19 protein-coding genes are annotated in these 17,759 nt (G+C 67.0%); 8 read left to right on the top strand and 11 right to left on the bottom strand.

Features of this window, described 5'->3' with window-relative positions:
* Positions 1 to 12: 12 nt before the first annotated feature.
* Together menD and MFM001_RS08365 are read left to right on the top strand one after the other, a co-directional pair.
* Positions 13 to 1,632: a 2-succinyl-5-enolpyruvyl-6-hydroxy-3-cyclohexene-1-carboxylic-acid synthase gene (menD, locus tag MFM001_RS08370; protein WP_116374810.1), complete on the top strand. Its 1,620-nt coding sequence runs from the start codon at positions 13 to 15 to the stop codon at positions 1,630 to 1,632.
* Positions 1,629 to 2,144: a DUF3592 domain-containing protein gene (locus MFM001_RS08365; RefSeq protein ID WP_116374809.1), complete on the top strand. Its 516-nt coding sequence runs from the start codon at positions 1,629 to 1,631 to the stop codon at positions 2,142 to 2,144. The genes menD and MFM001_RS08365 overlap by 4 nt, the downstream gene beginning before the upstream one ends.
* Here the strand turns inward: MFM001_RS08365 and MFM001_RS08360 are convergent.
* Positions 2,114 to 2,731: a thioredoxin domain-containing protein gene (locus tag MFM001_RS08360; RefSeq protein ID WP_238159033.1), complete on the bottom strand. Its 618-nt coding sequence runs from the start codon at positions 2,729 to 2,731 to the stop codon at positions 2,114 to 2,116. The genes MFM001_RS08365 and MFM001_RS08360 overlap by 31 nt on opposite strands.
* 86 nt (positions 2,732 to 2,817) lie before the next feature.
* On the opposite strand from MFM001_RS08360, the gene MFM001_RS08355 reads away from it, so the two are divergent.
* Positions 2,818 to 3,975 (top strand): glycosyltransferase family 1 protein, encoded by a 1,158-nt coding sequence (locus MFM001_RS08355; protein ID WP_116374808.1) that lies wholly within the window; start codon positions 2,818 to 2,820, stop codon positions 3,973 to 3,975.
* Here the strand turns inward: MFM001_RS08355 and MFM001_RS08350 are convergent.
* Positions 3,897 to 4,736 carry an SDR family oxidoreductase gene (locus tag MFM001_RS08350; RefSeq protein WP_116374807.1) on the bottom strand — a complete coding sequence of 280 codons (840 nt, stop codon included), beginning with the start codon at positions 4,734 to 4,736 and terminating at the stop codon, positions 3,897 to 3,899. The two genes, MFM001_RS08355 and MFM001_RS08350, sit on opposite strands and share 79 nt — an antisense overlap.
* Before the next feature lie 68 nt (positions 4,737 to 4,804).
* Between MFM001_RS08350 and MFM001_RS08345 the strand changes: the two genes are divergently transcribed.
* A complete protein-coding gene (locus tag MFM001_RS08345) occupies positions 4,805 to 5,491 on the top strand; it encodes a demethylmenaquinone methyltransferase (RefSeq protein ID WP_116374806.1) in 687 nt (228 codons plus the stop codon).
* Between the two features lie 65 nt (positions 5,492 to 5,556).
* Here MFM001_RS08345 and MFM001_RS08340 read toward each other — a convergent pair whose 3' ends face one another.
* From MFM001_RS08340 to menJ, 4 genes are all read right to left on the bottom strand, one after another.
* Complete coding sequence (locus MFM001_RS08340) at positions 5,557 to 5,916, bottom strand: DoxX family protein (RefSeq protein ID WP_116374805.1); 360 nt, start codon at positions 5,914 to 5,916, stop codon at positions 5,557 to 5,559.
* Entirely contained in the window at positions 5,916 to 6,359 is a 444-nt protein-coding gene (locus tag MFM001_RS08335) for a nitroreductase family deazaflavin-dependent oxidoreductase (protein WP_116374804.1), read from the bottom strand. Before MFM001_RS08335 ends, MFM001_RS08340 begins: the two co-directional genes overlap by 1 nt.
* A gap of 4 nt (positions 6,360 to 6,363) precedes the next feature.
* The gene (locus MFM001_RS08330; RefSeq protein ID WP_116374803.1) at positions 6,364 to 7,047 is read right to left on the bottom strand and encodes a class I SAM-dependent methyltransferase; all 684 of its coding nucleotides are present in this window, start codon (positions 7,045 to 7,047) and stop codon (positions 6,364 to 6,366) included.
* Between the two features lie 71 nt (positions 7,048 to 7,118).
* Positions 7,119 to 8,330: a menaquinone reductase gene (gene menJ, locus MFM001_RS08325; RefSeq protein WP_371685438.1), complete on the bottom strand. Its 1,212-nt coding sequence runs from the start codon at positions 8,328 to 8,330 to the stop codon at positions 7,119 to 7,121.
* 21 nt (positions 8,331 to 8,351) lie between these two features.
* Between menJ and grcC1 the strand changes: the two genes are divergently transcribed.
* Together grcC1 and htpX are read left to right on the top strand one after the other, a co-directional pair.
* A complete protein-coding gene (grcC1, locus tag MFM001_RS08320) occupies positions 8,352 to 9,359 on the top strand; it encodes a nonaprenyl/(2E,6E)-farnesyl/geranylgeranyl diphosphat synthase (RefSeq protein WP_116374801.1) in 1,008 nt (335 codons plus the stop codon).
* A 67-nt stretch (positions 9,360 to 9,426) separates the two neighbouring features.
* Positions 9,427 to 10,290, top strand: a complete 864-nt coding sequence (gene htpX / locus MFM001_RS08315; RefSeq protein WP_116374800.1) for a zinc metalloprotease HtpX — start codon at positions 9,427 to 9,429, stop codon at positions 10,288 to 10,290.
* A gap of 1 nt (position 10,291) precedes the next feature.
* Here htpX and MFM001_RS08310 read toward each other — a convergent pair whose 3' ends face one another.
* On the bottom strand, positions 10,292 to 10,981 hold the full coding sequence (locus MFM001_RS08310; RefSeq protein ID WP_116375066.1) for a YoaK family protein: 690 nt from the start codon (positions 10,979 to 10,981) through the stop codon (positions 10,292 to 10,294).
* 674 nt (positions 10,982 to 11,655) lie between these two features.
* On the bottom strand, positions 11,656 to 12,678 hold the full coding sequence (locus MFM001_RS08305) for an NAD(P)H-dependent glycerol-3-phosphate dehydrogenase (protein ID WP_116374799.1): 1,023 nt from the start codon (positions 12,676 to 12,678) through the stop codon (positions 11,656 to 11,658).
* A 129-nt stretch (positions 12,679 to 12,807) separates the two neighbouring features.
* Here MFM001_RS08305 and MFM001_RS08300 point away from each other — a divergent pair, with 129 nt between their 5' ends.
* On the top strand, positions 12,808 to 14,679 hold the full coding sequence (locus tag MFM001_RS08300) for an alpha/beta hydrolase (protein ID WP_116374798.1): 1,872 nt from the start codon (positions 12,808 to 12,810) through the stop codon (positions 14,677 to 14,679).
* A gap of 70 nt (positions 14,680 to 14,749) precedes the next feature.
* Positions 14,750 to 15,208: a hypothetical protein gene (locus tag MFM001_RS08295; RefSeq protein WP_116374797.1), complete on the top strand. Its 459-nt coding sequence runs from the start codon at positions 14,750 to 14,752 to the stop codon at positions 15,206 to 15,208.
* Positions 15,209 to 15,210: 2 nt separating this feature from the next.
* Here the strand turns inward: MFM001_RS08295 and MFM001_RS08290 are convergent, their stop codons facing one another.
* The 3 genes from MFM001_RS08290 to MFM001_RS08280 all read right to left on the bottom strand — a co-directional run bounded on the left by MFM001_RS08290 (position 15,211) and on the right by MFM001_RS08280 (position 17,752).
* On the bottom strand, positions 15,211 to 15,519 hold the full coding sequence (locus MFM001_RS08290) for a hypothetical protein (RefSeq protein ID WP_192886887.1): 309 nt from the start codon (positions 15,517 to 15,519) through the stop codon (positions 15,211 to 15,213).
* A 32-nt stretch (positions 15,520 to 15,551) separates the two neighbouring features.
* Complete coding sequence (locus MFM001_RS08285) at positions 15,552 to 17,063, bottom strand: NAD(P)/FAD-dependent oxidoreductase (protein ID WP_116375065.1); 1,512 nt, start codon at positions 17,061 to 17,063, stop codon at positions 15,552 to 15,554.
* 182 nt (positions 17,064 to 17,245) lie between these two features.
* Complete coding sequence (locus MFM001_RS08280) at positions 17,246 to 17,752, bottom strand: hypothetical protein (protein WP_116374795.1); 507 nt, start codon at positions 17,750 to 17,752, stop codon at positions 17,246 to 17,248.
* Between the last annotated feature and the right edge of the window lie 7 nt (positions 17,753 to 17,759).

Here is a 17,759-nt window from a genome sequence, read left to right as displayed (position 1 = left end):
TAAGCTGAACTGGTGAATCCTTCGACGGCACAGGCCCGCGTCGTCGTCGACGAACTGATCCGCGGCGGGGTCCGCGACGTGGTGCTGTGCCCGGGCTCGCGCAACGCGCCGCTCGCCTTCGCGATGCAGGACGCCGACCGGGCCGGGCGGCTGCGCCTGCATGTGCGCATCGACGAACGCACCGCCGGATACCTGGCCATCGGACTGGCCGTCGGCGCCGGGGCGCCGGTGTGCGTGGCGATGACGTCGGGCACCGCGGTGGCCAACCTCGGCCCGGCGGTGGTGGAGGCCAACTACGCGCGGGTGCCGCTGATCGTGCTGAGCGCCAACCGGCCTTACGAGCTACTGGGCACCGGCGCCAACCAGACCATGGAACAGCTGGGCTACTTCGGCACCCAGGTGCGCGCCGCGATCAGCCTGGGCCTGGCCGAGGACGCGCCCGAGCGGATGGACGCCCTGAATGCGACGTGGCGATCGGCCACCTGCCGGGTGCTGGTGGCAGCAACCGGTGCCCGCACCGCCAACGCCGGGCCGGTGCAGTTCGACATCCCGCTGCGAGAACCGCTGGTGCCGGACCCGGAAAACGCGCCCACCCCGCCGGGCCGCCCCGGAGGCAAGCCGTGGACGTACACGCCGCCGGTCAGCTTCGACCAGCCGCTGGACATCGACCTGAGCCGCGACACCGTCGTCATCGCGGGCCACGGCGCCGGCACGCACCCCAACCTGGCCGCGTTGCCGACCGTCGCCGAGCCCACCGCGCCGGCACCGGCCAACCCGCTGCACCCGTTGGCGTTGAGGCTGCTGCACCCGCAGCAGGTGATCATGCTGGGCCGCCCCACCCTGCACCGGCCGGTGTCGGCGCTGCTGGCCGATCCGTCGGTGCCCGTCTATGCGCTGACCACCGGCCCACGCTGGCCCGACGTGTCGGGCAACTCGCAAGCCACCGGCACCCGCGCCGTCACCACCGGCGAGCCCAGCCCGGCCTGGCTGCGCCGCTGCTCTCAGGTGAATCGGCAGGCGGTCGACGCGGTGCGTGGGCAGCTTGCAGTGCACCCCTTGACCACCGGCCTGCACGTGGCCGCGGCCGTCGCCGACGCGCTGCGGCCCGGCGACCAGCTGGTGCTGGGGGCGTCCAACCCGGTGCGCGACGCGGCACTGGTCGGCCTGAACGCGCATGACGTGAAGGTGCGCTCCAACCGCGGCGTGGCGGGCATCGACGGCACGGTGTCGACGGCGATCGGCGCCGCGCTGGCACACGACGGCCGCACTGTCGCGCTGATCGGCGACTTGACCTTCGTGCACGACAGTTCCGGGCTGCTGATCGGGCCGACGGAGCCGGTGCCGCGAGACCTGACCATCGTGGTGTCCAACGACAACGGCGGCGGCATCTTCGAGCTGCTCGAGCAGGGCGATCCGCGGTTCTCCGACGTGTCGTCGCGGGTGTTCGGCACTCCGCACGACGTCGACGTCGGCGCGCTGTGCCGTGCCTACCACGTGGAGAGCCGCCAAATCGAGGTCGACGAGCTCGGCGCCGCCTTGCAGGAACCCGGTGCCGGCATGCGAGTGCTGGAAGTCAAGGCCGACCGGTCTTCGCTGCGTCAGCTGCACGCCGCCATCAAGGCCGCGCTGTGAACCGTCTGAAACTGTTGGCGCGCATCCTGATTCACGGCCGCGCCGACGATCTTCCCGACACCCCGGCGCGACGGATCCTGCGCTGGACGCGGATCGGGGTGCTGATCGCGGCCGGTCTGGTCACGTTGCAGTCGGTGCTGTTGGTGGCCGGTGCCTGGCGCAACGACTTGTCGATCGAAAACAACATGGGAGTTGCGCAGGCCGAGGTGCTCAGCGCTGGGCCGCGGCGCTCGACGATCGAGTTCGTCACACCCGACCGGGTCACCTACCGCCCGGAGCTCGGTGTGCTGTATCCGTCCGAATTGGCCACGGGGATGCGGATTTACGTCGAATACGACAAGAAGAATCCCAACCTGGTTCGCGTGCAGCACCGCACCGCCCGGCTGGCGATTATCCCGGCGGGTTCGATCATGGTGGTCGGCTGGTTGGTCGCCGCCGCGGCGCTGGCTGGTCTGGCGCTACTGGAAAAGCGCGTGGGCCGTCACAGCTTGGCGAGCCAGTCCGAGTCCTGAGTGTCTACAACGGTTTTCGTGTTGAGGTCGTACACCGTCGGGGTGCCGGGGTTTTCCGGGTTTTCCTCTTTGAGGCGGGCCCGGTTGGCGTCGTTCATTGCGGCGGTGTCGACGGCGTAGTCGCCGGCCGCGATCCGATCGGCCACCGCGCCGGGTATCCCGCTTTCGCGAGCCATCGACGCGATGGCGGCGTTGTCGGGCCCGGTTTGATTGCGGTAGAGGTCTTGCACGAAAGCCTGATACGCCGCCGACGGGGTCGACGGGTCGGCCGCGAGGAACAGCGCATTGCTGATGCGGGCGGACACGTCGTTGTGCTTGCGGTCGCCCAGAAACGTCAGCGGGCGATATGTCACCGCCAGCCGGCCATCGGCGATGTCGCGCGCGATGGCGTCGCCGTCGGCCGCCTCCAACTCGGCGACGTGCGGGCATTGCGGTTCGATGAAGATCTCCAGTTGCACCGGGGCGTTCGCCGAGCCGACGACCACGCCATTGCCGCCGCTGCTGCGCGGCACGTCGGCATGCGCCGTCGCGGTGCCTAGTGTGATGTAACCCACCGCGATCGTTAACGCCGCCAGCCAGGACCGCATGGTTCTCCTTATCTGCTCGCGCATTGGTCGCACGCCGTATGCCCGTCGGCAACCTTATCGACAGCCGACGCTGCCACCGTGAAGGCGTGCGCGTAGCCATCGTCGCGGAATCCTTCCTCCCGCACGTCAACGGCGTCAGCAACTCGGTGGTCCGCATCCTCGAGCACTTGCGCCGCACCGGCCACGAAGCCCTCGTCATCGCGCCCGACACCCCGCCTGGCGAGCCCCGTGCGGATCGCATTCACGACGGCATCCGCGTGCACCGCGTGCCGTCGCGGATGTTCCCCAAGGTGACGACGCTTCCGCTGGGCGTGCCGCTCCCGCGACTGCTGCGAGTGCTGCGTGGCTTCGAGCCCGACGTCGTGCATCTGGCGTCACCGGCGCTGCTCGGCTACGGCGGGCTGCGGGCCGCCCGCCGCCTCGGCGTGCCGACCGTGGCGGTATTCCAAACGGACGTCGCGGGATTCGCGGCCAGTTACGGCATCGGGGGACTCTCACGGGCGGCGTGGGCGTGGACCCGCCACCTGCACCGGCTCGCCGACCGCACACTGGCGCCGTCCACCTCGGCGATGGAAAGCCTTGCCGCCCACCGTATCCCGCGGGTGCATCACTGGGCGCGCGGCGTCGACATCACCGGGTTCGTGCCGTCGGCACGCGACGAGGGGTTGCGACGCCAATGGTCACCGGACGGCAAGCCGATCGTCGGCTACGTGGGCCGGCTGGCGCCGGAGAAACACGTCGAGCGGCTGGCGGTGCTGGGCGAGGCGGTGCAGCTCGTCGTCGTCGGCGACGGAATCGACCGGGCCAAGCTCCAATCCGCAATGCCCACAGCCATTTTCACCGGCGCACTGTACGGCGACGAACTCGCCGCGGCGTACGCCAGCATGGACGTCTTCGTGCACCCCGGCGAGCACGAGACGTTTTGCCAAACCGTGCAGGAAGCGCTGGCGTCGGGGCTGCCGGTCATCGCCCCCGACGCCGGCGGCCCGCGCGACCTGGTTACCCCGTGCCGCACCGGATTGCTGTTGCCGGTCAACGAATTCGAAGCCGAGCTGCCCACCGCCGTCGCGCATCTGGTCGACGAGCGGTCGCGCTATTCGCAGGCCGCCCGTCGCAGCGTGCTGGAGCGTTCGTGGCCGGCGATCTGCGACCAGCTGCTGGAGCACTACGAGGCGGTGCTGCCCCCTTGCGCCTCGACCGACACCGGCTGCCACTCTTCCCAAGTGCGCAACCGGCTTTCGTAGTCGGCGCGAGCCGTTTCCAGCGGCGATGCGCCGAAGAATACTCGCAGTGGCGGCTTCTCGGCATCGACCACCTTTAACAGCGCGGCCGCCGTCGCGGCGGGATCGCCCGGAGCAGCCCACCGCCGTTTGCGCTCGGCCTCGACCGCGGTACGCACGTCGTCGTAGGCCGCCAACCGCTCGGCATGCTTGGCCGACGATCCGCCCCAGTCGGTGTCGAAGCCGCCCGGTTCGATCAGGGTGACCTTGATGCCGAACGGCGCCACCTCCTGGGCCAGTGCCTGCGAGAAGCCCTCCAGCGCCCACTTCGAGGCGTGGTAGATGCCGACCAACGGGAACGCGACAATTCCGCCGATCGACGACACCTGAACAATGTGCCCGCTGCGCTGCTCGCGCAGATACGGCAACGCGGCCTGGGTGATCCACAGCGCGCCGAACACATTGGTCTCGATCTGGTCGCGCGCCTCCTGTTCGGACAGCTCCTCGATGAAGCCGAACTGCCCGTAGCCCGCGTTGTTGACGACGACGTCCAGCCGCCCGAAATGCTCGTGGGCCCGCTTGACGGCAGCGAAATCAGCGTCGCGATCAGTGACGTCCAACTCGATGGGCAGTATCGCGTCGCCATACCTGGCGGCCAGGTCGGCCAGCGTCGCGGTGTTTCGTGCGGTCGCGGCGACCTTGTCGCCCCGCTCGAGCGCGGCGATCGCCCATTCCCGTCCGAAGCCGCGCGATGTCCCGGTGATGAACCAAACTTTTTCACTCACGCCGGTGTGCAACGTCGGAGTTGGCGCCGCATTCCCGTTCCGCGAAGTTCACAGGTAGCGTCGTCGAGGTGAGCCGCGCGACCCTGGACAAAGACCCGCGTGAGGTGGCGTCGATGTTCGACGGCGTTGCCCGCCGCTACGACCTGACCAACACGGTGCTCTCCCTGGGCCAGGACCGGTACTGGCGGCGCGCCACCCGGTCGGCGCTGCGGCTGTCCGCGGGGGAGAAGGTGCTGGACCTGGCCGCCGGCACCGCGGTGTCGACGGTGGAGCTGGTGCGCTCCGGAGCGTGGTGTGTGGCGGCGGACTTCTCGGTCGGGATGCTCGCGGCGGGCAGAGGCAGGCGAGTACCCAAGGTCGCCGCGGACGCGACTCGACTTCCGTTCGGCGACAACATGTTCGACGCGGTGACGATCAGCTTCGGGCTGCGCAACATCGCCGACCGCGAGGCGGCGCTGCGGGAAATGGCGCGGGTCACCCGCCCCGGCGGTCGGCTGGTGGTGTGCGAATTCGCCACTCCCACAAACGCAGTCTTCGCCACGGTGTACAAGGAATACCTGATGCAAGCGCTGCCGCGGGTCGCCCGCGCGGTGTCGAGCAACCCGGAGGCGTATGTCTACCTCGCCGAATCGATCCGGGCCTGGCCCGACCAGCCGACGCTCGCGCGCCAGATTTCCCGCACCGGTTGGTCAGCGGTGCGCTGGCGCAACCTGACTGGCGGCATCGTCGCGCTTCACGCGGCTTTCAAAGCGTGAGCACTCCCGCCGAGCGTGGGCCTTATGCACACGATTTCGCGGTTTTCCGTCCATAACCCCCACGCTCAGCGCATTACAGCAAGCGTCAACGCGAACGTCGCCGCGTTGAGCCCCAGGAACAGCGACGCCAGCCCGAATTGCGCGGAGATATCGTTAGCTAGCACGTGGGTGTACATCGCGCAGACGAAAAAGACGATCAACCCGCCAGCGGCAGCTAGGCCGATCGCCGGAACCCACAGGCCCACAACAAGTCCCAGTGCGCCAAGCGTTTTGAGCGTGCCGATCGGAAACGTCAGCCAGGACAGCGGCACGCCTGCTGCTTCCATACCGGGAATGATCGGCGCGAAGTGGGCCAGCGCGGCCACGCCGGAAAACCCGTTGGCCACGATCGCGATCAGCGTCACGACCAGGTAGGCGGTGTGCATCAGAGCGCCGGATCGAGGCGGAATACCGCAATCCGGCCGGCCAACGCCTCGACTTCGTCCGGGGTGCCTTCGCGAACCAGGCCGGCGCGCTTGAGGAAGCTGACACCGATCGGCACCTCGACCGGAAACGCTCGCAACACCGGCCGGGCCTGCTCTGGCGGCAGCTCGACGATGTTGACGCGCCGCGACTTTCGGCCTTTGGCAAGGATTCCCGAGCCGGCGGCTCGGGCGTTGCGCACCCAGTCGGCGCCCGGATATCCCGCGACGGTGTACAGGTGGCCGTCCAACGTGAACGGTGTCATCGGCGTGCTGCGCGGCTGACCGGTCTTGCGTCCGGGCACAGTCAACACCATCGGCGGACCCGTTGGGATGCCGAGCTTTTGCATCGCGATCATGACCCTGTTGGTCAGCTTCAGCCAGCGTGGGGGCTTCGGATCGGTCATCGGATCACCCCAGGTGCGCCGACAACAGCCAGCCGGCTACCGACATGCGGCCGTTGGGTTCGGGTCGAAAGTCGGCGCCCATCAACGCCGACAAGTCGGTCGAGCCTTCGGGCGCGTTGGCGTAGAGGCGGGCCGGCTTGATCTCGTCGATCACCCAGTACTTCGAGACCACCGCCCGCAGTTCGTCGGCGGTGACGGCGTTGGCCGGACCATTGGGCATCGCCGCCTTGTCGAAGACCAGCACGAAATACGACGCCCCGGGCGCGGCGGCGCGCACGATCGATTGCTGGTAACCGTCGCGCGCCTCGACCGGAATCGAGTGGAACAGCGTGGAGTCGACGATGGTGTCGAACCTGCCGTCATAGCCGCTGAACGAGCTGATGTCGGCCACGTCGAAACTGGCGTTGGTCAGGCCGCGGTTACGGGCCTCCCGCCAGGCCAACTCGATTGCGGTGGGGGACAGGTCGATACCCACGGTGGTGTAGCCGCGCTCGGCGAGGTGAAGCGAGATGGCGGCCTCGCCGCACCCGACGTCGAGCACCTCGCCGTGGAACTTGCCGGCCTCGATCAGCGCGGCCAGTTCGGGTTGTGGTTCGCCGATGCTCCAGGGCGGTTTAGCGCCCGGGCCGAATTGCGCGGATTCGCCGCGGTAGGCCGATTCGAATTCGAAGTCCAGGGGTTCAGTCATCACCCATGCATATCAAGCGGACTGATATATGTCAATAGGATTGATATGGGCACGCTCGCGGCGAAGGTGACTCAACCAAAAGGCTTGCGGCGGTCCGCCAACCGCGACGCCCGCCCGCCGGCGCGCCATGCCCGCGCGACAAAGTCGGCGTCGTCGTCGGTGACCAGGTTGCCCATCACCCGCACGGCGATGCTCATCAGCCGCGCAGAGCGCATCGCAAACGGCCCCGTCGACGGCAGGAACCGCGGGAACGTCAACAACAACGCCAGCCTGCGCGCCACCGAAAACCCGCGTCCGTAATGCGACTGCAGCACCGACGGCCACCGCTCAGCTGAACCCAGCAGGTCGACCGCCAGCCGCCCGGTTTCCAGCCCGTAATCGATGCCCTCGCCGTTCAACGGGTTGACGCACGCCGCGGCGTCGCCGATCAGCATCCAGTTCGGCCCGGCCACCCCCGACACCGCACCGCCCATGGGCAGCAGCGCCGACGAGATGGCCCGCGGCTGCCCGACAAAGCCCCACTCGTCGCGGCGCAGATCGGTGTAATAGGACATCAGCGGTTTCAACGCCAGGTCGGCCGGCCGCTTCGAGGTCGACAGCGCGCCGACGCCGATGTTCACCTCGCCGTTGCCCAGCGGGAAAATCCAGCCGTAGCCGGGCAGTACCGCGCCGTCGGGGGAGCGCAGCTCCAGATGCGACGTCAGCCACGGCTCGTCGCTGCGTGGCGTGGCCAGATACCCGCGAGCGGCAATGCCGTACACCGTCTCCTGATGCCAGCGCCGCCCCAGCACGCGGCCCAGCGGAGAACGGGCGCCGTCGGCCACGATCAACGAACGGCAGTCCACCGTAGAACCGTCAGCCAACACCACCGACGCCACCCGGCCAGCTGAATCATGGTGCACCCCAACGGCTTTGACGCCCAGCAACATCCGCGCGCCGGAATCCTCGGCGACCTTGCGCACACGGTCGTCCAGCTCGACCCGCGCCACCGCGCTGCCCGTCGACGGAAACGACGGCCCGGGCCAGTCCACCTCTACCGCGCCGCCGAAACCGCTCATCCGCAAGCCGCGATGCCTGATCCGCGCATCCAGCCACTCGCCCAGCCCAAGCCGCTCCAGTTCGGCGACCGCCCGCGGGGTCAGCCCGTCGCCGCAGGCCTTGTCGCGGGGGAAGCTCGCCGCGTCGATCACCAGCACGTCGCGGCCCGCCCGGGCGGCCCAGGCCGCCGCCGCCGATCCGGCCGGTCCGGCGCCGACGACCACCACGTCCGCCCTGGTCCCCATGCTCACCAGTATGTTGGTTGGGTGAGAACTCCGGCGACTGTGGTGGCGGGCGTGGACTTGGGCGACGCCGAATTCGCCGCCGACGTGCGTGACGGTGTGGATCGCATCGAGCGCCTGATGGAGACCGAACTGCGCGGCGCCGACGACCTGATGACCGAGGCCGTGCTGCATCTGTTCGAGGCCGGCGGCAAGCGGTTCCGCCCCCTGTTCACCGTGCTGTCCGCGCAGTTGGGCCCCCACCCGGACGCCCAAGAGGTGACCATCGCCGGCGCGGTCATCGAGCTGGTGCACCTGGCGACGCTCTACCACGACGACGTGATGGACGAGGCGCAGGTCCGCCGCGGCGCGCAGAGCGCCAACGCGCGCTGGAGCAACAACGTCGCAATCCTGGCCGGCGACTACCTGTTTGCGACGGCCTCGCGGCTGGTATCACGGCTGGGCCCGCAAGCGGTGCGGGTCATCGCCGAGACGTTCGCCCAACTGGTCACTGGGCAGATGCGCGAGACGCGCGGCGCCGCCAACAGCGCCGACCCGATCGAGCACTACCTGAAGGTCGTGCACGAAAAGACGGCCTGCCTGATCGGCGCGGCCGGGCGGTTCGGCGCCATGTTCTCCGGCGCCGACGAGGACCAGATCGAGCGGCTGGACCGGCTCGGCGGCATCGTCGGCACCGCCTTCCAGATCTCCGACGACATCATCGACATCGACAGCGACCCCGACGAGTCCGGCAAGCTGCCCGGCACCGACCTGCGCGAAGGGGTGCACACACTGCCGGTGCTCTACGCGCTGCGCGAGACCGGGCCGGACGCCGACCGGCTGCGCGAGTTGCTGGCCGGCCCCGTTACCGACGACGCGGTGCTGGCCGAGGCGTTGACGCTTCTGCGGGCGTCGTCGGGCATGGCGAAGGCCAAGGACACCGTGGCGCGGTACGCGGCGCAGGCCCGCGACGAGCTGGCCGCCCTGCCCGACCTGCCCGGACGGCACGCGCTGGCCACGCTGGTCGACTACACCATCAACCGGCACGGCTGATCCGGAACCTCTCGGGTCCACGCCGGCGTTTAATCAGCAAGAACCCCGTGTTCCGAGGAGGAAGCTGATGACCTGGCATCCGCACGCCAACAGGTTCAAGACGTTCGCGCTGTTGGTGGGTATGTCGGCGCTGATCGTGTTCGTCGGTGCGCTGTTCGGGAAGACGATGATGTGGCTGGCGGTGCTCTTCGCCGTCGGGATGAACGCCTACACGTATTTCAACAGCGACAAGTTGGCTTTGCGGGCCATGCACGCCCAGCCGGTGTCGGAGGTGCAGGCGCCAGCGATGTACCGGATCGTGCGCGAGCTGGCCACCGGCGCGCACCAGCCGATGCCGCGCCTGTTCATCAGCGACACTGCGGCGCCCAACGCGTTCGCCACCGGTCGCAACCCGCGCAATGCCGCGGTGTGCTGTACCACCGGAATCCTGCGCCTGCTCGACGAGCGCGAGCTGCGGGCTGTACTGGGCCACGAGCTCTCGCACGTCTACAACCGCGACATCTTGATCTCGTGTGTGGCCGGCGCGCTGGCGTCGGTGATCACCGCGCTGGCCAACATGGCGATGTTCGCCGGAATGTTCGGCGGCGGTAACCGCGACGGCGGCAATCCCTTTGCGATCCTGTTGGTTTCGTTGTTGGGTCCGATCGCGGCGACGGTGGTGCGGCTGGCCGTGTCCCGCTCGCGCGAGTACCAGGCCGACGAGTCCGGTGCGGTGCTGACCGGCGACCCGCTGGCGTTGGCGTCGGCACTGCGCAAGATCTCCGGCGGCGTGCAGGCGGCCCCGCTGCCGCCGGAGCCCCAGCTGGCCAGCCAGGCTCACCTGATGATCGCCAACCCGTTCCGGGCGGGCGAGCGGATCGGCTCGCTGTTCTCCACGCACCCGCCGATCGAGGACCGCATTCGCCGGCTCGAGGCAATGGCGCGCGGTTGAGTCAGGCGGTGTTCACGTAACTGCGCTGTTGCTTGACGCGCCGGTCGGCGTAAAACCAGGCGTACCCGGTGGTCAAAGCACACACCACCGCGGCCACGGCGAGCATCTGTGAACCGCTGACCACCAGGCTGATGCACCCGCCCGTCGCGGCGCCGGTGAGAAAACTGGCGTACAGCAGAAAATGCCCCAACCAGTCGGCCGCCGAGCCTCCGCTGAGGTGGCGCTCGATGCCCTGGCCCAGTTTCACCACCGTCCCGGTCACGTAGCTCAGCGCGATCGACACCTCGCCGTTCTTGACGAACGTCGTGTTCAATGCGCCAATACCGAAGGCAATCAACAGGATTGGCACAAAGGAGACTCCACCGGTCGACCACCCGTCCAGCATGGCGTCGACGAACGTGGCGGCCAGCAGGCAGACCGTCGTCAGCACGGTCGGGCCGTGCGGGTGTGCGCCCCAGATGTGTCGGCGGCACAACGACCCGACGATCACGCCGCTGAGGAAGCACATCAGCAACAGCCCCGCGGATATCGACAGCCAGGGTTCGTCGATGAAGAACCCGACCATGGCGCGTTCGGTGTTGCCGGTCATGAATGTCACGAAGTATCCAGCGGAGTGGGTGAACGCCACCGCCCCCACCAGGCCGGCAAGCCAGGCCAGCACCCAGGACAGTCGCACCTCGCCGTCGAACATGGGCTTGGGTTGACCTGAGTTGACTTGTCGCATCGCATTTTTGGCGCGCTGAATCATAAAGTGTGAAATGTCCTTGCCGTTCGGTTGGCGGGCGATGTCTGGCGTGCGACGACGATCAGTGTCTGGCTACGCAGAACTGGGCCAACCGTTCTCGACCCGCAAGAGATGTGACCGGCTGACAGAAGCTGGTCACACCAAACCGATACAGGGAGGAGGGCAAGGAAACCGGCGACGGCGACAACGGCAGCGGTGGCAGCCATGTCGCCAGCCGGCTACGGCGGAGCGCCGAAACGTGGAACTGTTTGTGAATTGTGGACGACGACGCGTGAGCAACGTCATGGTCGGGAAGCTGGTGTGATGTCAGCGGGGGCTGCGGTGTGTCGGCCACTGCCCGGCCCAATCCGCATCCGATGACACCCGCGAGCAGGCAGACAACGACGGCGAGCACGCTCACTGACCGCATCGTTGACGCCTCAACTTCCTTATCCGGCACAATCATTCGTGTAGGTGGAGCGTAACGACGCGCGGGTTAACACTTCTGGTTCGAAGGTTGCGACGACGTAAAACTTGACGCACAACGTCCAATTGCCAAGCGCAAGAATACTTACCGAGCGATCAATGTCTCAACCGCACAGCCCGACACATAGAGAACACAAAACTTTGCAGGCGGCGCCTTAGAACCCGGCGCCGTGCACCTCGTGTCCGGGTTTTTCGGCGGTCAGCCCGCGGTAGGCCTGCTCGACGCTGGAGCCGTGGTTGATCACCGCGTCGACCTCGCGGGCGATCGGCATGTTCAGCCCGTACTTGTCGGCGAACTCCATGATCACGCTGGCCGCTTTGACGCCCTCGGCCACCTGGTTCATCGACGAGATGATCTCGTCGATCGGCTTGCCCGCGCCGAGCTGCTCGCCGACGTGGCGGTTACGGCTGCGCTGGCTGGTGCAGGTGACGATCAGATCGCCCATGCCGGCCAGGCCGGAGAAGGTGTCGCGCTGCCCGCCCATCGCCTCGCCCAGTTTGGACATCTCGCGCACGGACCGGGCCATCACCAGTGCGCGGGTGTTCTCGCCGATGCCCAGCGAGTAACCCATGCCGACGGCGATCGCGTAGACGTTCTTCAGCGCACCCGCCATCTCGACACCGATCACGTCGTCGGTGGTGTACACCCGAAAACGCCTGGTGCGGAACAACTCTGCGAGCCGGGCGGCCAGGTGGTGATCGGGCATCGCCAAGACAGCCGCCGCCGCGTACCCCTCGCCCACCTCGCGCGCGATGTTCGGGCCGGCCAGGATGCCGGCCGGATGGCCGGGCAGCACCTCGTCGATGATCTGCGACATCCGCATGTTCGTGCCCTGCTCGAGGCCCTTGACCAGCGACACCACCGGCACCCACGGCCGCAGCTCGGCGGCCAGTTCGGTCAGCACCCCGCGGAACCCGTGCGACGGCACTCCCATCACGACGACGTCGGCGGCGTTGGCGGCCTCGGAGAAGTCGGTGGTGGCGCGCAGGGTGTCGCTGAGCACCGCGTCGTCGCCCAGGTAGCGGGTGTTGCGGTGGTTGTCGTTGATGTCCTTGGCGGTCTCCTCCGAGCGCACCCACTGCAGCGTCGGTCCGCGACGGGCGCAGATGGACGCGACGGTGGTGCCCCAGGAACCGCCGCCCAGGACGACGACCTTCGGTTCGCGCAAAGCTGCCATGGCGATGAGCGTATTGCCGGGATCGCCGCGTTGGTGCCAGTCGCGGAAATTGCTGCGTCGGCACCCGCCAAACCAGTGGTAACTTCAGAAAACCTGCAGTTCGACGCCGGGCCGGGGAGATCTAGCGACGTGAGCGTATCGGTTTCGACCGTGAGGGCGTCGCACCCCGAGAAGCTGCTCGATGCTGCCAGTGCCTTGGGCGGCAAGATCACCCAGCTGGAAACCATCATGGCCGGCGAGCGCGAAGAGCTGTCCTATCTTCAGCAATCCTGGCAGGGCGACGCCGCGCAGGCCGCGATCGCAAAGGGTCTGCAGATCCTGGGCAAGCAGGAGCGGTTCCACACCAGGCTGCAGGAACTGCAGTCGGCGCTGCAAAACGGCGGAGACCAACTGTCGGCCCTGCGCAAAGCCATCCTCGACTTGGTCGAGAGCCTGCAGATGATGGGTTTCTCGGTCAGCGATGACGGTGTCGTGAAGCCACACCAGTGGCTGGTGGGCAGGTTCTTGAACGGGCTGGCGGAGAAGTTCACGAAGTTTCTTCAGAAGCTCCTGCAGGTGTTCGATGAGACCGACCAATCCACCGCGGCGGCTATTGCGGAGGCGTGCGGCTCGTCGATTCCCAATCCACCGGTCAAGGTGTCGGGGCAGGACATTCAGATCCCTTCGCAGGACACCAGCCCGGAGGGCGTCAAGAAGTGGTGGGATTCGCTGACCGACGGGCAGCGGCAAGCGCTGATCGCTCAGCATCCGCCGATCCTGGGCAACCTCAACGGTATTCCGGCCGATGTGCGCGACAAGGTCAACGTGCAGGTGATGGACGACGATCTCAACCGGGTCGAACACACCGCACAACAGCATGGGGTGTCGCCGGCCGATGTTGTGAAAGACCCAGGGCGCTATGGGCTTTCGGCCAACGACATCACCCGCTATCAGAATGCGCAGAAGACGCAAGAGGGCCTGCTGCACGATCTCGGCATCGACACCAGCAAGGACCACCGCCGCTACAGCGAGATCAGCGACGAGGAGAAGGCGGCGCGGCACCTTCGGCCCACCATGCTGTGGGCGTACGACCCCACCGCGTTCAACGGTAAAGGCAAGGCGGCGATCGCGATCGGCAATCCTGACAAATCGCCGAACACCGCGGTGATCGTGCCGGGTACCAGCAGCAGTGTGAAGGGCGGTTGGCTCTCCGACGGTCACAACGATGCGATCAACCTATGGAAGCAGTCCTACTACGCGGATCCGGACCATCCCACCGCGGTGATCGCGTGGATGGGCTATGACACTCCCGCCGACTTCACCGATCCCAACATTGCCAACCCGGGACTGGCGAGAGCGGGTGGCGATCTGCTGGCCTGGGACGTCAACAGTTTGGGGGTGACACACGACAGTGGAATTCCGCAGCATGTCACCGTGATTGGACATTCCTACGGCTCGACAACGGTGGCCGACGCTTTCGCAAACAGCGGCATGCGCGCCAACGACGCCGTGCTATTGGGTTGCCCCGGAACCGATATGGCGCACAGCGCCGCCGATTTCCATCTCAACGGCGGCAAGCTCTACGTCGGCGACGCCTCCACCGATCCCGTCGGCTGGATCGGCGAAGGCCACAGCTTGACGAACCCGCTCAACGACATGTTGGGCCACCCACTCGGATCCTCGGCCGGGTTGGGCGCGGACCCCGCGCATGACGGTTTCGGAGCAACGCGCTTCCAGGCCGAAGTCCCGGGCACCACCCACCTCAACCCGAGCGACCATTCGTTCTACTACCACATGGGCAGCGAATCGCTGCGCAGCATGACCGACATCGCCACCGGTCACGGCGACAACCTGGGAAACGAAGGACTGCTGGCCAAACCGCGGGTCGACGTACCGCCCGTCACCACGGGCCAGGTGCATACTCCGTTCGGCAACATCCCCGTACCGAAACTCGAATCACCGATCTACGACCCCGAATGGGACCGACCCGGAACGCTTGGTCATGACTACAAACCGAATTAGCCACCTTCGGCGGCAGTGGCCGCTGCTGGTTGCCTTTACCCTGGTCCTAGTCCTAGGAGGATGCTCGCAGATGTTTCCATCCCGGCACCGCGCCTCACCCGACGTCGCGCCGCTTTCCGACGAGCAGGCCCGAGCCCAGGTAGTCGACCCGGCCAAGGAAATCGTCAAAGCCACCGGCTTGCACGTCACCTATGCGACGTTCGCCTGGGAGTGGTGCAACGACCAGGGTGACCCGCCCTACCACGGTCGCGTCGACATGACGTTCGACATTCCAGAAGGTACTGATCGCAACGCCTTTTTCCGGCAAATCAGCTCGACGATGTCCAAGCAGCCCGGCTGGGCTAGTGGTGCTGCGCCCGGCATGCAGCCGCATGGGGAGAATCTGCACAAAGGCAACATCACGATCACGATGGGGCCAGCCCCCTCCAACGGCGGCAGTATCGAGCTGTTCGGGGAGTGCCGCAATATGAACGACCACCGCAACGACAGCGGTTGGCACGACATCACCGACGAGATCGCCGGCGGCTGAGTTTAGAGGTGGCCCCAGCCGCGCTGGCCGTCCCAGCCACCGCACACTCCGTTGGAGCAGCCGTTGAACGTGCCGCCCTGGAAGGGGTTCCAGCCGCCGCAGCCGTTCCAGCCCGGACCGCTGCCGCAGCCGCCGCCACCGCCCTGACCGTCGGGGCCGCCGCCGCCCTGCGTACCGCCAGGATCGGCAACGACGACCTGGTCGGAAACCGGTGCAGTTGAAGACAACACGGCCATCGGTCCGGCCGCGATCGCTGTCGCGGCAGCAGCCGCAACGACCATCGATCTGACGAACTTCCGTGTGCTTAGCATTCCTTAATAATGCCCAACCAACGGTGTCGGTTTCAAGCAACTTGTGACTGTCGACACCGACCAAACACCATCGCCTCGTCGATCCGGTCGAACCGGTAGTCGATGGCATCGGCGAAGTAGTTCTGCCGCACATTCCACGGCCGCTTGGTGCCCGACTTCGGCAGGGCGTGCAGCGACCGCAGTACGTAGCCGGCCTGGATGTCCCAGGACGGCTTTTCGGGCATCGGCTCGCCGCCGAGATGCGGGTAGGCGTGCGTGTAGCCGCGAGTCCGCATGTACTCCAACAGTTTTGCCGTCGCGCGGGCAGTGATGTCGGCGCGCAGCGTCCACGACGCGTTGGTGTAGCCCACACACCAGAACAGGTTGGGCACGTCCTCGAGCATGTGAGCCTTGTAGACGAAGCGGTCTTGCGGCTTGATCTCTGCGCCGTCCAGCGACACCGTCACGCCGCCGAGCGCCTGCAACTGCAAACCGGTAGCGGTGACGACGATGTCGGCGTCGAGGTGCCCGCCAGATTTCAGCGCGATGCCGGTGGCGTCGAAGTGGTCGATGTGGTCGGTAACCACCTCGGCGCGGCCTTCGCTGATCGCGACATAGAGGTCGGCGTCGGGGATCAGGCACAGCCGCTGATCCCACGGGTTGTACCGCGGCTTGAAATGCGTGTCGACGTCATAACCCTTGGGCAGGTTGCGAACTGCGATCTGGCGGATCCACCACTTCATAAACGCCGGTGTCTTGCGCGCCAAAAACCAGATCGCGCCTTCGAACAGCGCATTGCGCAGCCGGATAATTGGGTGGGCAAACTTGCGGGGCAACAGCTTTCGCAGCCCGTCGGCAAACCAGCTGTACCTCGACGCCGAGAACATGTACGTCGGGGAGCGTTGCAGCATGGTGACTTTCGAGGCTTTCTCGGTCAGCGACGGGATCAGCGAAATCGCCGTCGCGCCACTACCGATCACCACCATCTTCTTGCCGGTGTAGTCGAGGTCCTCCGGCCAGTGCTGCGGATGCACGACGGTGCCGCCGAACTTTTCGATGCCCGGAAATTCCGGGGTGTAGCCCTCGTCGTAGTTGTAGTAGCCGGAACCGAAGAACACGAAGCGCCCGCGGTAGGTCTTCTCAGCGCCGTCCTGTTCGACCGTGACGGTCCAGGTGTCAGTCGAGGAGTCCCAGTCCGCCGCGCGCACATGGCTGTTGAACCGGATGTGCTTGTCGATGCCGTACTTGTGCGCGGTCTCGGTCAGGTACTCGCGGATGTGCACGCCGTCGGCCACGCCTTCTTTGCGGGTCCACGGCTCGTAGGGGAAGCACAGCGTGAAGATGCTGCTGTCGGAGCGGACGCCGGGGTAGCGGAAGAGGTCCCAGGTGCCGCCGATCTGCTCGCGACGCTCCAGGATCACGTAGTTCAGCCCGGGGTTGCGCTCGGTGAGCCGATACGCCGCGCCCAGCCCGGAGATGCCGGCGCCGATGATGACGACGTCGTAGTGTCCGCCGTCGGTGGGCGCGGTGGCGGTCTCGGGGGCCTCCTGGGGCGTCACGGTCATCGCGAACCTCGCTTCCGGCGACGGTGTGGTCGTGGTCACCAGACTAGGCACCCACCGGTTGATTGGGCCAGAGCGTCACGAGGGTTGCGGGCAGGTCTGGGACGACCGCCGTGAAACGCCATGCAGCAGGTGTCCCGCGGGCAGTTTCTCGATGGCTGGCTCGAACGGAGTGGGTGGCGCCTTTACCACTCGACGGCCATGTCGTCCGCTGCCACTGCGGCGACGCCGTCTGGATCCTCGGTGAGGTGGTCGACGGGCCGGTCGCCGTCGAAGTACGTCGTCGGCGAGCACAACCACTGCACCAAGCCCGTCTCCGACCAGTCGTTGGTTTCCGCGATTTTGCGCAGCCGACCAATCACGGCAAGGGGCTGTCCGTCCGGTCCAAACTGAAACCCCGGGTAGGCCAGATGGTTGCCCCGACGTATGGCGACCAGTTGGTTGTTGCGGCGCGCGCTGGCAGCAAGATTGCGCGGGGCACGCGACCGCGAACCCATCCGTTTACCGGCTTCGGTGCTGGTCAGCAAGCCGAACTCCGCCTCGATGCGTGCGTAGAGGTTGAGTTCGGCTTGGACGGCCCGAGCGATCGCGGGCTCGCTGTACGCCGCCACCGAGGACAGGGCGGCGCGTACGGCTTGCGCGCTCTGGCGAACGCGTTGCGTCGCGACGGCCAAGTCCTCGACAGTGGTCATAGCTACC

Source organism: Mycobacterium sp. MFM001, assembly GCF_003402475.1.
Classification (GTDB): domain Bacteria; phylum Actinomycetota; class Actinomycetes; order Mycobacteriales; family Mycobacteriaceae; genus Mycobacterium.
The sequence above is the reverse complement of the archived record's forward strand: the minus strand, read 5'-3'. Positions and strand labels throughout refer to the sequence as shown.

Bases quoted from the DNA above. Each gene is read 5' to 3' on its own strand.
- MFM001_RS08285 (WP_116375065.1), bottom strand. From the start codon at position 17,063: ATGACCGTGACGCCCCAGGAGGCCCCCGAGACCGCCACCGCGCCCACC.
- htpX (WP_116374800.1), top strand. From the start codon at position 9,427: ATGACCTGGCATCCGCACGCCAACAGGTTCAAGACGTTCGCGCTGTTG.
- MFM001_RS08360 (WP_238159033.1), bottom strand. From the start codon at position 2,731: ATGCGGTCCTGGCTGGCGGCGTTAACGATCGCGGTGGGTTACATCACA.
- MFM001_RS08330 (WP_116374803.1), bottom strand. From the start codon at position 7,047: ATGACTGAACCCCTGGACTTCGAATTCGAATCGGCCTACCGCGGCGAA.
- MFM001_RS08335 (WP_116374804.1), bottom strand. From the start codon at position 6,359: ATGACCGATCCGAAGCCCCCACGCTGGCTGAAGCTGACCAACAGGGTC.
- MFM001_RS08290 (WP_192886887.1), bottom strand. From the start codon at position 15,519: ATGCTAAGCACACGGAAGTTCGTCAGATCGATGGTCGTTGCGGCTGCT.
- MFM001_RS08340 (WP_116374805.1), bottom strand. From the start codon at position 5,916: ATGCACACCGCCTACCTGGTCGTGACGCTGATCGCGATCGTGGCCAAC.
- menJ (WP_371685438.1), bottom strand. From the start codon at position 8,330: ATGGGGACCAGGGCGGACGTGGTGGTCGTCGGCGCCGGACCGGCCGGA.
- MFM001_RS08295 (WP_116374797.1), top strand. From the start codon at position 14,750: ATGTTTCCATCCCGGCACCGCGCCTCACCCGACGTCGCGCCGCTTTCC.
- MFM001_RS08310 (WP_116375066.1), bottom strand. From the start codon at position 10,981: ATGTTCGACGGCGAGGTGCGACTGTCCTGGGTGCTGGCCTGGCTTGCC.
- MFM001_RS08280 (WP_116374795.1), bottom strand. From the start codon at position 17,752: ATGACCACTGTCGAGGACTTGGCCGTCGCGACGCAACGCGTTCGCCAG.
- MFM001_RS08305 (WP_116374799.1), bottom strand. From the start codon at position 12,678: ATGGCAGCTTTGCGCGAACCGAAGGTCGTCGTCCTGGGCGGCGGTTCC.